Below are 13,918 nucleotides of genomic sequence, written 5' to 3'. Positions count from 1 at the left end.
CCTCACTATTTTGTGTGTTGCAATAATAATGAGGTGGATTTGGTTTTTTGTAGTTGTGATAGATCAAGTTTTAGCGTGATACTACTGCGGCGGTCATTCTGGAAATGCAGCATAGTTCATTGCGACTGTTAGTGATGCGGATCTCCCATACAGATGAACGTTTTCCTAGGTGCACTGGCTTAGCTATAGCTGTGAGCATGCCTGTTCTCGATGCTTTTAAGTGATTAGCATTGATCTCTTGCCCTACACAGTAGAATTGTTCGGTATCTACAACAAAGTTTGCTGCGTAACTTGCAACGGTTTCCGCTAAAGCAACGTTTGCGCCGCCATGGACCATACCCATGGGGTTATGATGTTCAGGAATCGCAGGCATAGTAGCAACTAAGTAGTCGTCACCCACCTCGCTGATTTCTATCCCTAACGTTTTCATAAGCGTACCTTTACCTGTCATGCCATCTTCCAGCTTTTTGCATAACTCTACACTTACGGGTTTAAACCAGATTGCCATACTTGTCTCTCTTTTGAATACATATGCTTACATTTTTTTACTATGGCGATTTTTTTTCGTAGTTACAATCGTTTCATTAACATAAAGGGGAAAGTATGAAAGCATTATCACTGATAGGACTGTTAATTTATTCAGGTTTCAGTATGGCCAACTCTCACGAAGTAAGTGTTGGTTTCGGAGAGTTTTTAGAGATTGAGGATGGATTCTTAGGTGTTCAGTATCGACACTACCTTACTGAGTTAGAGAATGATGGTACACCCTATGGTTTACAGGGGTATCTGCAAAAGAGTAATAACTTCTCTGTAGGTGGTTTTAAAAATGATGATTGGCATCTTTATCAAGCTGATGCTGAGTTCTTTATTGGACGAGACTGGCGAGTTGCCGTTGATGTAACTCAATTTAGAGATGACTCTGCACTTTTTACTGCGACGCGAGATACGATAGCGCTGGTACAAGTGGGACGTTTTGTTAGTGAGAATATGCAGCTTGGTGTTACGCTCATTGGCGAGCGCTCAGAATTTGATAACTACGGAGTGGATGAACGAGATACAGAAACGGCAATAGCGCCATTTTTTCGTTATACAGAGATTGATAATGGCGTTGGATGGGATGTAAAAATGCAAAAAGTCGCAGCCGACATCGACTTTTGGCAGATCCATGCTGGCTATTATTTGGCTAAGAATTGGCAGATCTCTGCATCAGCTCGATTACGTGAAGATGATTTTGATCAATCCGTAGTGGAGTTACAGACTGATTATTGGTTTAGTTCACAATCGGCGCTGAAGTTTGGAATTGGCAGTGCGCTTGATGATGGTGGCATCAATACAATTACGCTGATTTACACTCAAAGGTTTTAAAAAAGACGGCCGGTGCCGTCTTTTCCATTAAAGTATTGCCAAATGAGGCCTATAGCATTTGTCTTAAGACGTACTGTAAAATCCCGCCATGTTGGTAGTACTCCCACTCTTTAGGGGTATCGATCCGGATATCCGCCGAAAACTTGATTTCTTTGCCATCCGCATTTGTTGCCGTGACTACCACTTCGGTTGATGTGTCGTATATCCCTTCAATTTCAAACTCTTCTTCGCCAGTTAGTCCCAGTTCTTCGTGGCCATCATCTGGTTTAAATTGTAGCGGTAATACCCCCATACCAATGAGGTTAGAACGGTGAATACGCTCGTAGCTTTTAGCAAGTACGGCTTTAATCCCAAGTAGTAAAGACCCTTTAGCAGCCCAGTCTCGTGATGAACCCGTGCCGTACTCACTGCCCGCGAGCACAACGAGTGGCGTATTACGCTGCTGATAATGCTCCGCAGCATCGAAAATACTCATAAGTTCGCCCTCAGGTAATAGGCGAGTAATACCACCTTCGGTACCCGGAGCCAATTGATTGCGTAAACGTACGTTTGCAAACGTACCTCGCATCATAACTTCGTGGTTACCACGACGCGAACCATAAGAGTTAAAATCAGCTTGTTTCACTCCTTGCGCTTGTAAATACTCCCCAGCTGGTGCCGAAGCTTTAATATTACCTGCTGGAGAAATATGGTCAGTCGTCACTGAGTCGCCCAGTTTAGCGAGACAGCGTGCGCCTTTGATACTTGGGATCCCAGGTGGCTCTTTACTCATATTATCAAAGAAAGGGGCTTTTCGAATATAAGTAGAGCTATCTTGCCAATCATAGCGCTCACTCTGATTTACCGCGATTTGTTGCCAATGTTGGTCGCCTTGGTAAACGTCTGCATAGTTCTTCTCAAACATAGCTTGTGTTACTGTCTGAGATACAAGTTCACTGACTTCAGAGACCGATGGCCAAATGTCTTTTAAGAACACATCTTGGCCATCATCGGTTTGGCACAATGGCTCATTGTAGACATCGATATCAGTGCGACCTGCAAGTGCATACGCAACGACAAGTGGCGGCGAGGCGAGGAAGTTCATTTTTACATCTTGGTGGATCCGCCCCTCAAAGTTGCGGTTTCCTGATAAGATGGAACTGACAACCAGCTGATGTTTAACGATGGCTTCGTTAATTTCTTTCGGTAAGGGACCTGAGTTGCCGATACAAGTCGTACAACCATAGCCCACTAAATCAAAACCTAGTTCAGCAAGCGGTTCCAATAGCTCGGCTTGTTTTAGGTAATCGGTAACTACTTTTGAGCCAGGAGCCAATGAGGTTTTTACCCAAGGCTTAGGCTTTAAGCCAAGTGTCTTTGCTTTTTGTGCAACAAGGCCTGCGGCAAGAATAACACTTGGATTAGAGGTGTTTGTGCAACTTGTGATGGCGGCAATTACGCAGGCGCCATCGACTAATTCAAACTCTTGCTCTTTAAATGTAACCTTACCGACGCCAAGCGTCGCGGGCTCATCTTGATCAACTCGAGAAGTCCCGCCTTCACCAACAGTGCGAGCTTCATCTTGATCTGACACGGCATTTTTTTCACTGCGCTCATGTTGGAATTCACCTAAATGGGCTTGAATTGTTTTGCCTGCGTCATTGAGAGGAATTCTATCTTGTGGGCGCTTTGGACCTGCAAGGCTTGGAACCACTGTCGCTAAGTCTAGTGTCAGTACGTCGGTGTAAAGTGGTTCATCTCCTGGTTCTCGCCACATGCCTTGATGTTTGGCATAACCTTCGATTAATGCAATTTTTTCTTCATCACGATTGGTTAGTCGTAGATACTCCAAGGTTTCGTTATCAATGGGGAAAATACCGCAGGTTGCCCCATATTCAGGTGCCATGTTGGCGATGGTGGCACGATCGGCAAGTGGTAAGTCTGCTAAGCCATCACCAAAGAATTCGACAAACTTACCCACTACGCCGTGTTCACGTAGCATTTGTGTCACGGTGAGTACCAAATCAGTTGCGGTTGTGCCTTCAGGCAACTGTCCTTCCAGTTTAAAACCAACGACCTGAGGAATGAGCAGCGAAATTGGCTGACCAAGCATGGCGGCTTCGGCCTCAATGCCGCCTACGCCCCAACCTAAAATGCCAAGACCGTTGATCATTGTGGTATGAGAGTCAGTTCCCACTAATGTATCAGGGTAGGCGAATGGCATACCATCGATTTCTTTTTCGAATACGACACGTGCTAAATACTCTAGGTTAACTTGGTGCACGATCCCGGTTGCGGGTGGCACCACTTTTAGATTGTCAAACGCGCCTTGCCCCCAGCGCAAAAATTCATAGCGCTCTTTGTTGCGTTGGTACTCTAACTTTGCATTAAGATCAAAGGCGCCATCGTGGCCATATTCGTCTACTTGTACAGAGTGGTCTATGACCATTTCAGCGGGTGATAAGGGATTGATTTTATTTGGATCGCCACCGAGTTTTGCCATAGCGTCACGCATTGCTGCAAGATCCACGATGGCTGGTACGCCTGTAAAATCTTGCATCACGACACGCGCGGGCGTAAATGCAACTTCTTTACTGGGTTTATCTTCCGGCTTCCAGTTGAGTAAGGCATCGATGTCTTGAGCAGTCACGTTCTTGCCATCTTCATGACGCAGTAAATTTTCTAATAAAATTTTAAGCGAAAACGGTAATCTTCTTGCCCTATCGCTTAAAGCTGGAAGTGAGTGAATATGGACCTGACGCTCGCCGACGGTAAGCTGAGTCAGGGTGTTATATGAATTATTCATGCTTGACCCTTTCCTTATACCAACTGCACTTAAGATTTGCTCTATATAAGAGGGAAGTAGAGCATCCAATTAAATGAATTGGTTTTGTTCTAAAAATGCATAACAAGGTGCATAGAATGTACCAGTTGCAGACTTGCCGTTTTTTTGTACTGCTATAGTCCTAGTGTTGATTGGACACTTTTTCAAGGGGGAAGTGCACTTTCGCGAAGCATCGGTGCACTAAAAAGGTGAGCATTTTTGTAATTAAATACGTCAGCGTGTGAGATTGCTAGCCAAAGGAAATGGGTTTTCGGCCTGTATTTTTGTCCACTTGTGTGTAAGATTTTCCTGACTTTTGTCGTTTTTTCTTACTCGGCGTTGGTGCCGTTTCGGCGCGTGGAGTGGCAACTGCACGCGGTTGCGGCGTTGCATCAGGTGCTAAGGTTAAATGAAATTCATCACCATTAAAATGCAGAATATCGCCTGAATAAATCTTTTTACGTTTTTGCGTACATATTTCATCGTTGACTGCTACATAACCTTCAGTGATCAATAACTTAGCATGTCCACCAGTTTCTGCTAAGTCGAGCACTTTCAAAAGGTTACACAATTCTATCGGCTCTTCTTCGAGCTCAATTTCAATAAACCCATCTTGCATTTTCATAACCTCAACATGCCGTATTTACCTAACACAGCTAGTGTCTTATTGCCTTATACGACAGTATATAAAATTACTGCGGTGAATGACGAAACTTTTTCGTTAAATCCGGGGTCTTTAACATTACTGAAGCATTTGGTGTGTATCTTGCAAGCCGTCCACGCGATTTGTTTTTATCAGTATTTTATGGAGGCAACGATGGGTATTCGCACAGCATTAAGAAAAGAGCTTATGAATGTAGATAAGACAGATCTAATGACCGCGGATGATGTACGTCACTATGTCAATGAGTCTCTCACACAAGCCAAGGATAAGCTTTCTGTCATCTCCCGATTTAATGAGCATCATAGTCAGGTGCAAGCCGGGCTGCCAAGTCAGGAACTGCACTTACGTCATCAACAGCATCGATTGTTTAAAGATATTCTTTACCCTAAATCTTCTGTTGAAAATTGGTTGTCTAGGTGTTAATTTGAAGCATTAATAAGACTGAGGTTGAAGCATACTTCCCTAGGAAGGTGCATTTCAAACCGAGGCGTAACACCAAGGATGACAATGCAACGTATCTTCGCAATTGCTACTTTATTATTGGGTGGCTGTAGCACCCAAACTTTACATATCTTTGAATCCGGCCTCGATGAAGGTACTAGAGCTAACTTAGTTCAAGCATTAGAAAAGCGAGATATTCATTATCGTTTTACCGAGCTTCCCGTACCGCTACAATATGAGAGTGCACAATTAAATATTCCACCGATGACTTCAGGCGACAATTGGCTTAGGGATATTGAATATGTAGTGAAAGAGATTGGTTTTGATACGCTGACAATTTCAGAATTTAATATGGAAGGGCACCGTTATACACCGAATAACGCGGGGTTGTATCTGGTGCAAAACAGAGCTGCTCAAGCATTGCCAGATCTATTGTTTGCCCACCAATGTAAAGATGATTCTATCCAATTGCAGCTGAAACCCAATGGTCATTGGCAGCAGGTTGGCACTGAGTATCGGGGGCGTTGGATCTATAAAAGTAATTCTCTTACGCTCACGTGGCATGAGAAATCCGAGCAGCACCCCTACCAGCAAGTGTATGCCGAGCGTGAACATACAGTGCAGACATTACAAGGACCCAAGCCTGCAAAAACATTTACCCGCCAGCAGCTTTTCGATGGGCCTGTGCCTGTATTTAACTGTGACTTACAAGTGATCTTTGCTGAGTGAGTTAATAACTCGTTGGGCTCGTGACACTTGCTGCAGGCCGAGTTTCACCTGTTTCGTGGCGGGGACAAATGGAGTAGGAGCCGTTTGCGAGCTCTGAATCACAGGATATTCATGAAGCAAATTAGCATACATGGATTGAGTACTCGGTTTCAGCAAGAAATCAATAAATAGCTCGGCATTGTGTGCATTGGGTGAATGCTTTGCTATCGCAACCGTGGTGGTAGAAATAGGCGTTTTTCCCGAGTGCATTTTCAGAAAGTGGATCTCTAGCTGTTCGGCAAGTGCCTTATCGCGCTTATTCTCGGAGTGCTGCATCATGCTCCAGTAATAGTGATTCGCCAGCGCAAATTCACATTGGCCTTGTGCAAGCGCTCGCAGTTGATCTCTATCTCCTCCAGCAGGACGCTTTGCTAATAGCGTATTAGCGTGGTTGAGCCATGAGGAGTCATTGCTATTTGAAGAAGCGTAGAGGCTCGATGCTAACGTCAAGTTATAACTATGAGACCACTGGCGAATGCAAAATTTACCCTTGTAAAGCGATTTATCTAAATCCGAAAAGTGCTCGGGCAAGGGTGTAGAAACACCTTTTTTACGGAATAATGCGCGTGTCCTTATCGAAACACTGAGCCAACGCTTATCATCATCCTTGAGTTCAGGATTTACTGCTTGCCAATTTGTGATCTTGTCGATAGGACGCAGTAGTGCTTTGTAATCATGCAGCTGAATTAGGTCGGAGGTGAGCAACACATCGGCCTTTGAGTCCGCGCCATCGCTTTTGAGACGCTCAAGCAGTTGTGCTGATTTACCATTTACGAGGTTTACGGTGATCCCAGTCTCTTTTTCAAATGCCTGGAGGACAGGTTGAATTAATTCATATTTTCTAAATGAATAGACGTTTACTTGCGAGGTGTGGGGTTGCTTCGCAACCGCTTGACCAAAATGTACCCAAAAGAGCAAAAAAAGAAAAAGTTTACTTTTATTCATTGCAAATAAGAATTATTATCGAATAGGTGTAGCATACAATGTTCGATGAAGATGTCCAGATTTAAACGACGCGTTTTTACAAATGCCATTCTCCATAGTGCTCAGCAGGTTTTTAAGCGAAGGCTTCCTGTGTTGGGGTTCATATTGTTGTTCGCCTGTTTGATATATGTTGGCTTGATAGCGAATGTTTACTACCAAAACCAATCAGAAAGCAAAAGCGCGCAGGAGTTGACGCGGTTAGAGTACTTACTGGATAGTAAGTTGCAACACGTTGCCCACCTACTGTATTCGATAGACGCCTACCTCAATACCCATCAAGATGCTGACTTTTATGAGATAGCGCAATCACAGCTTACCACGGCGAATTTAGGGTTGAGTATGGAAACATACGCAGTGGTTTCACCTGAACAATTCTCCATATTAGAGAAAGTGCAGCGAGAAAGAGGGTATTTTGACTTTAAAGTTAGAGGCAATGTAGATGATCAGGCTAACCAATGGCTGGTGGTTACCCGTGCCGCACCTGTGTCTGAAGTTGGCCAGACAGTCGGGCAGGCGGAGGTACTTGAGAGAGATATTTTTGCAGAGCGGGATGAGAATGACTTAACGACCTATGTCCAGCCAAATAGGCAAAAACTCAGTGTATTGATAGAGCAACCGCGTTTTGGAGAGTTTAAAACGCTACTGGGATTAAGTTTTGAGTTACCTTTTTTATTGGATTCACTATTTGGCCAATTATATCAGCAGCGTAAGCAACACTTATTGGTCTCTTCAAAAAAAGAAATTATTTATAGCTCCGATTGGCAGACACGTTTCGACCTTCAGAATTTAACGCCAAGTGCGGTACACACCATTAATTTTTATGGTTTGCCCATTACCATGCAGTTGTATGATGAGGCGTGTTTACATCCAAGTTGGTTAAATAACCATAGCGTACTGATTGTACTCTTTTTAGCTATTCTGGCCGCCTGTATTTTATTGGTGTGGCTCCAGCTAAGACAACTGAAAAACCGCAATGACACCGTCAATAATTTAGTTGTTGAAAGAACTAAAAGCTTAGAGGTGTCTAACCACAGGTTACAAGTCGAATCTAATAAGCGCTTAGGGGCTTTGCAGCAACAGGTCGCTGCAGAGCGTAAGTATAAAAGTTTATTCGTTAATAGCCATGAAGGTTTATTTGTACTAGACCGCCTGGGCTACATTATTGACTCCAACCCCGCTTTCAATGCGTTACTTTTTGGTGGGCGTATTCCTTCGCCAAATACAGACTTTAGTGCGCTTATGCGAGACTCTGAGTGTCATGAGCAGTGGAACCAGATTGTTGCCACGAAGCAAGCTCACCAAGAAATGGAGTGGTTAGCAAAAGCGGAATCGGGAGAGCATATCTGGCTTAGACATTCAGGGCATTGGCTGCATCAACCGGATAGTTGCCAGTATGAGGGGAGAGTGACGGATATTACTCAGGCTAAACTGTTCCAAGAACAATTGCGATATAAAGCGCAACATGACAGCTTGACCGATCTGCTAAATCGTCAGAGCTTTGTGTCTTTGGTTGATAAGCTCCGTGAGCGTAAATGCGCCAAGTTTACTTTGCTATATATTGACTTAGACCGCTTTAAGCTAATAAACGATACCTTAGGCCATCAAGCCGGCGATAGGCTGCTTATCGAGTTTGCAACAAGAATGCGTATGCTGCTTAGTAGCTATGCCGATATTGCTCGGCTTGGCGGTGATGAATTCGCCGTCCTTATTTACGATGAGCATCTACATGAACCAATTGAGGGGGTGCTTGAAGATATTCTTGCACGGATCCGAGCGCCATTTCTGTACCATGGTAACAGCCACTGTGTAAGTGGTAGCGTTGGCGTACGTCACTTTACCGTTCCGTGTCTACATTGCGATGCTGAGAAGCTACTGCATGATGCCGATATTGCAATGTATGAGGCAAAGAAGCGAGGCAAGAACACTTATCATATATTCACTAATGCTATCGCTTGCGAAGCAGGTCGAAAGATCCAGATTGAGCAAGCGTTACAGGCAATAGTTATGTCTCGCGAACTAAACCTGAATTTGCAACCCGTTTATTGTCAAAAAGGGCAGAATTTAAAAGGGTTCGAAGCGCTACTACGCTGGAATAGCCCAACGCTCGGAGAAGTAAGTCCTGCGGAATTTATTCCCATCGCAGAACAATGCGCGAAGATTTCAGAGCTTGGTCGCTGGGTATTTGATCAGGCGATTAAGTTTATCAATGCCATAGGAGACAGCACCCTTTTTGTCGCGGTTAATGTTTCTCCGTTGCAACTCCAGTCGCAGGAATTTATCGATTGGTTAGTGTCTCGCTGTGAGGATGAAAATGTTGCGATGAAACAAATTAAGCTTGAATTGACAGAATCCGCCATGATGGCAGAGGAAAACATGCTTATAGGGCCGCTGGAGCAACTTCATCAGGCGGGATTTGGCATCTATATTGATGACTTTGGCACAGGTTATAGCAGCCTTGCCCGGCTCAATCATCTTCCTGTGGATGGCATTAAAATAGATAGGGCTTTTATGTCCGGCATTGAGCTGGGCGGTAAGGCGACGCAACTCATTGAAGCAATTTGTGCGATTGCGCACAGCTTTAACCTTGTCGTGACAGCCGAGGGCATTGAAACGGCAGCGCAGCTTGATACGTTATCAAGGCTTTATTGTCATCAAACGCAAGGCTATTTTATGTCGAAGCCGCTGGTTGTGGCAGAAGCTAAACGCCTCGCTTTGCCGAGCAAAAAAGTGCATCAGTTATTTGCCTAGTTAACCTGAGGTTTGGATAACAAAGTGACATCTTATGAGGTAATAGAAACAATGGTTGAAAAAGTAAAAATACCTATTGACCTTAACATGGGTTGAGGTTTTAACCTGCCTTCATCAACTTTTGGAGTCAGTCATGGAATTAGAAGCGAATATCAATCAATATCTTAGCAGCTTATCGTTACAGCACTTTGCTGGGATTGAGCTGGTCACCGAGTTACAACAAAAACACCTCTCTCGTTACGCCTTCTCAAGTATTAATGCCATGTATGGTGAGCGTATGTTGCTTGACCCATTACCACTATTTAACCGCTTAGTGATCAACAAACAAGGAGGCTACTGCTTTGAGCATAACAAGGTGGCATTTTTAGCGTTGCAACAGCTTGGGTTTACGGTAAGGCCGATTCTTGCGAGAGTAATGCTAAATGGTAGCCTCTCCAATCCTCGTTCTCATCGGATGACATTGTTAAATTTGGACGGCGAGCAGTATTTGGTTGATGTGGGGTTTGGAGTGAAGTCTCCTCGTGTACCGATTAACATCAATCAGACCTTAATTATCCAAGGTCGGCAGTCTTATCAGGTACAAAAAACAGCAGACACAGTTAAAGTTACTTTGTTAGAGGAAGGAGAAGCACCGCTCACTTTATATCATGTCGACCTTGCTGAAGTGTTCGAATCCGATTGTGAAGTGGCACACTTTTATTCCCATCAACATTCTGAAGCGGCGTTTGTGAATAACTTAGTGGTTTCTCGAATTACAGATTGCCATCGTTATTTACTGCGTAATCAGAGTTATTTTGAATGGCATGAATGTGATGGCTGTGTTACTGAAACTGCAGTTGAGAGCTTTGCTCAGCTGGAGCAGTTGGTCAAAGAGACATTTTTGCTTGAAACGCCAAGAGCGGTTTTAAAAAGCGTATACGATAAACTCCTAACTCGCGTCGCAAATAAACCAGTCGAACGTTAATTCGACTGGTTTTATGTGAATTAGTTTACGGTATTATCACCTTCTAGCTTAGTCTTCCAACCTAGAAACCACAAAATAGGGGTTAAGATACTCGGCTTTTTGATTATAGCGCAGAGGCTCGCCATTCACTTGGCTGACCTTTGCCCCTGCGATACTCGCCACCGCGTGTCCGGCCCCGGTATCCCACTCTGAAGTTGGGCCAAGACGAGGGTAAACATCGGCTTTACTTTCTGCCACTAAGCATAACTTAAGTGAACTGCCTTTAGGCACCATGTCGACTTGCTCGAAGCGGGTAAGGTACTCAGCTAAATCTGGTGAAGGATGTGAGCGCGAGCCAACTACTTTGATTAAACCTTGATTGGGCTTGGTGGTGACTTTGAGCTCTATGCGAGCTTCACCCGTTTGCTTGAACGCGCCAATACTTTTTTCTGCAAGGTAGCTTTCATTAAGTGCTGGAGCATGAACAACACCAAGAATGGGTTCACCGTTATTGATAAGTGCAATATTTACCGTAAATTCGCCATTTTTCTTGATGAATTCCTTGGTGCCATCAATGGGGTCAACCAGCCAATACTCTTGCCATTGTTGGCGTTCTTGCCAATCTATACCCGCGCTTTCCTCGCTTAATATCGGCATTTCGGGAGTTAGAGTCTTTAGGCCTGCAACAATAATTTTATGTGCAGCGAGATCTGCCTCAGTGACGGGACTTTCATCTTCTTTATATTCAACATTAAAGTCCTTGGCATAAATCTCCATAATCGCTTCACCAGCGCGAATACTTAGATTTAATACTTCTTCCAGCAGATCCGTATGATTCATGACTTACCCTATTAAATTTTTTGACAGTAGATAGTGTATTAGATGCTGGACAGATTCTTCCAGCGACTGCTCGGAAGTATTTAAACATATTTCTGGACTGATTGGGGGCTCATACGCCGAATCAATGCCAGTAAAGTGTTTTATTTCTCCAGCACGTGCTTTTTTATACAAACCTTTAGGGTCTCGTTGCTCGCAAACTGCAAGCGGCGTATCTAGGTATACTTCAATAAACTCGCCGCTTGCGACTAAGTTACGCACCATATCTCGTTCTGCTTGAAAAGGAGAGATAAAAGCGGTGAGTACCATTAGTCCCGCATCGACCATGAGTTTGCTGAGTTCACCCACTCGACGAATGTTTTCGACTCGGTCTTCATCGCTGAACCCTAAGTCTTTACACAGTCCATGCCTGACATTATCTCCATCAAGGAGGTAGGTATGTATGCCTTTTGCTTGTAGTGCATGCTCAAGAGCATTGGCCACGGTGCTTTTACCTGAGCCTGAAAAGCCTGTAAACCAAAGCACGCAAGGCTTATGACCTTTTAATTCGCTACGTTTTGTTTTATCTACGGCATAGTTATGCCAAACAATATTTTCGTCCATACTTTGCTCTATTAAAATGGAAAGACAAATGGAATAACAGTCAGTACCGTCGCTGAATAAATCAACGACAAGGGCAGTCCCATGGTGACGTAATCACGAATTCGATAGTTGCCTGCGCTATACACCATGAGGTTAGTTTGATAGCCAAAAGGTGAGATAAAGCTCGCGGATGCGCCAAAGGCTACCGCCATTACAAATGGCAATGGACTTACATCAAAGCCACTTGCCAGCGCATAAGCTACTGGGAATGAAAGTGCAGCCGCGGCATTGTTAGTGATGAGTTCGGTAAATATCACAGTCATCACAAAAATGGCGATAAATGCACCGTAAGGACCAAAATCCCCTAACAACCACAATAAGCTCGAAGAAATCTCGGCTGCCAGCCCGGTTTCAATCATTAACTTCGCCAGTCCTATCGCACTGCCAACAATAGCGACAAGCTCAATAGGAAAACGGCGTTTCATCTCTGGGACTTTAATTGTACCGAGCACCACAAGGGCAGCGAGTAACACGATTAACCCTTTTACCAGCGGTACAACTCCAAAGATGCTAAGGCCAACCACTGTCGCAAAACTCGCAAGTACGGTGTTGGACTTATTGCGAGATAGATGTGTTTGTAAATCTAGGCCCGAGATATACACAAATTCGCGTTTGAGATTGGGGAGTGCATAAAAATCGCTGCTTGGTGCTAGTATTAAAGAGTCACCCGCTTGTAATTCGACCTGACCGATTCCACCTTGTAGGCGATCATGACCACGACGTATCGCAATAATAGCAGCATGAAACTGCTCTCTAAAGCGGATCTCTTTAATGGTTTTTCCAAGAAAGCGTGAAGACTGACTGACGACCACTTCCACCAAGTGCTCAACGTCTTTCTCGTGTTTATCATGGACTATCTTTAATCCATCGAAACGCTGTAACAGTGGCACTGAGTTGATGTCGCCCACAAATAGCAGAACATCACCAGCAAGAATTTCTTGTTGTGGCGTAACGGCGCAGATCCGTCGTTCACCACGAATGATTTCAGCAAGAAATAAGTCTTTGAGGTCGCGCAGGCCGTTTTCTTCAACCGTGCGGCCAACTAGCTTGGAGCTTGGCTCAACTTTCCCTTCTAAATAAAACGGCACGACCTCATCATTATTTTTGCCGTTGTCGGGCAAATATTTGAGCATAATCGTGATGGTCAATAAACCAACACTCAGGACGGCAAGACCAACTAAGGTAAAGTCAAAAAAGCCCAGCGGTGCCATCCCTGCTTCTACGGCAAAGCCATTAACAATAAGGTTGGTAGAAGTACCTATTAGCGTTAACGTACCACCTAAAATAGCGGTATAAGAAAGCGGTAATAGCAGCTTAGAAGGCGCGTGTGTTTTGCTCTCTTTAACGGTGGTGATCAGCGAAGCAACCACCGCAGTGTTATTGGTAAAAGAAGACAAAAAGGCGGTGGATAAACCCAGTTTAATCACCGCTTTTGCGAGACTACCTTGTGCCATTGAGTGGGCGAGTTTTTTGACTAAGGTTGTTTTTTCAATCGCAATAGAAACTAGGATAAGTAGCACAAGCGTGATTAAAGACGGGTTCGCATAATTCACCAACATCGATTCAAGATCGATGAGGCCAGTCAAATAACTAGTGGCGATTGCGCCTGTGAATAGCCATGCAGCGTTAATGCGTGTGGCAAAAAGACACACGACTAACGCTAGCATAATGCCTGTTAAAATGACTTGTTCCATAATGACGTCATACCTCGTCTAACAGGCTA

12 protein-coding genes are annotated in these 13,918 nt (G+C 44.2%); 5 read left to right on the top strand and 7 right to left on the bottom strand.

Annotation, left to right across the window (positions count from 1 at the left end):
- Positions 1 to 70 precede the first annotated feature (70 nt).
- On the bottom strand, positions 71 to 508 hold the full coding sequence (locus tag DS891_RS21330) for a hotdog fold thioesterase (RefSeq protein ID WP_010607802.1): 438 nt from the start codon (positions 506 to 508) through the stop codon (positions 71 to 73).
- A 95-nt stretch (positions 509 to 603) separates the two neighbouring features.
- On the opposite strand from DS891_RS21330, the gene DS891_RS21325 reads away from it, so the two are divergent.
- Positions 604 to 1,365: a hypothetical protein gene (locus DS891_RS21325; RefSeq protein WP_174170883.1), complete on the top strand. Its 762-nt coding sequence runs from the start codon at positions 604 to 606 to the stop codon at positions 1,363 to 1,365.
- Between the two features lie 49 nt (positions 1,366 to 1,414).
- On the opposite strand, the gene acnA is transcribed toward DS891_RS21325, so the two are convergent.
- Both acnA and DS891_RS21315 read right to left on the bottom strand, forming a co-directional pair.
- Positions 1,415 to 4,150: an aconitate hydratase AcnA gene (gene acnA / locus DS891_RS21320; protein WP_174170882.1), complete on the bottom strand. Its 2,736-nt coding sequence runs from the start codon at positions 4,148 to 4,150 to the stop codon at positions 1,415 to 1,417.
- Between the two features lie 268 nt (positions 4,151 to 4,418).
- The gene (locus DS891_RS21315) at positions 4,419 to 4,787 is read right to left on the bottom strand and encodes an RNA-binding S4 domain-containing protein (RefSeq protein WP_010607805.1); all 369 of its coding nucleotides are present in this window, start codon (positions 4,785 to 4,787) and stop codon (positions 4,419 to 4,421) included.
- A 198-nt stretch (positions 4,788 to 4,985) separates the two neighbouring features.
- Here DS891_RS21315 and DS891_RS21310 point away from each other — a divergent pair, with 198 nt between their 5' ends.
- Together DS891_RS21310 and DS891_RS21305 are read left to right on the top strand one after the other, a co-directional pair.
- A complete protein-coding gene (locus DS891_RS21310; protein ID WP_010607806.1) occupies positions 4,986 to 5,255 on the top strand; it encodes a hypothetical protein in 270 nt (89 codons plus the stop codon).
- An 84-nt stretch (positions 5,256 to 5,339) separates the two neighbouring features.
- Positions 5,340 to 6,002: a hypothetical protein gene (locus DS891_RS21305; RefSeq protein WP_174170881.1), complete on the top strand. Its 663-nt coding sequence runs from the start codon at positions 5,340 to 5,342 to the stop codon at positions 6,000 to 6,002.
- Here the strand turns inward: DS891_RS21305 and DS891_RS21300 are convergent.
- Positions 5,979 to 6,959, bottom strand: a complete 981-nt coding sequence (locus DS891_RS21300; protein WP_254606007.1) for an extracellular solute-binding protein — start codon at positions 6,957 to 6,959, stop codon at positions 5,979 to 5,981. The two genes, DS891_RS21305 and DS891_RS21300, sit on opposite strands and share 24 nt — an antisense overlap.
- Before the next feature lie 156 nt (positions 6,960 to 7,115).
- Here DS891_RS21300 and DS891_RS21295 point away from each other — a divergent pair, with 156 nt between their 5' ends.
- Both DS891_RS21295 and DS891_RS21290 read left to right on the top strand, forming a co-directional pair.
- The gene (locus tag DS891_RS21295) at positions 7,116 to 9,773 is read left to right on the top strand and encodes a putative bifunctional diguanylate cyclase/phosphodiesterase (RefSeq protein WP_368032236.1); all 2,658 of its coding nucleotides are present in this window, start codon (positions 7,116 to 7,118) and stop codon (positions 9,771 to 9,773) included.
- Between the two features lie 133 nt (positions 9,774 to 9,906).
- On the top strand, positions 9,907 to 10,737 hold the full coding sequence (locus DS891_RS21290; protein ID WP_174170879.1) for an arylamine N-acetyltransferase: 831 nt from the start codon (positions 9,907 to 9,909) through the stop codon (positions 10,735 to 10,737).
- A 48-nt stretch (positions 10,738 to 10,785) separates the two neighbouring features.
- Here the strand turns inward: DS891_RS21290 and cysQ are convergent, their stop codons facing one another.
- Genes cysQ through DS891_RS21275 form a run of 3 tightly spaced genes read right to left on the bottom strand, consistent with a single transcriptional unit; the run spans position 10,786 to position 13,892 of the window.
- Positions 10,786 to 11,556: a 3'(2'),5'-bisphosphate nucleotidase CysQ gene (gene cysQ, locus DS891_RS21285; protein ID WP_010376240.1), complete on the bottom strand. Its 771-nt coding sequence runs from the start codon at positions 11,554 to 11,556 to the stop codon at positions 10,786 to 10,788.
- A 3-nt stretch (positions 11,557 to 11,559) separates the two neighbouring features.
- Entirely contained in the window at positions 11,560 to 12,156 is a 597-nt protein-coding gene (gene cysC, locus DS891_RS21280) for an adenylyl-sulfate kinase (RefSeq protein ID WP_174170878.1), read from the bottom strand.
- Between the two features lie 11 nt (positions 12,157 to 12,167).
- Positions 12,168 to 13,892, bottom strand: a complete 1,725-nt coding sequence (locus DS891_RS21275) for an SLC13 family permease (protein ID WP_029215936.1) — start codon at positions 13,890 to 13,892, stop codon at positions 12,168 to 12,170.
- Positions 13,893 to 13,918 lie beyond the last annotated feature (26 nt).

The sequence above is a fragment of the Pseudoalteromonas sp. JC28 genome (genome assembly GCF_013319255.1).
In the GTDB taxonomy this organism is placed as follows: Bacteria; Pseudomonadota; Gammaproteobacteria; order Enterobacterales; family Alteromonadaceae; genus Pseudoalteromonas.
This window is presented reverse-complemented; position numbering and strand designations above follow the sequence as displayed.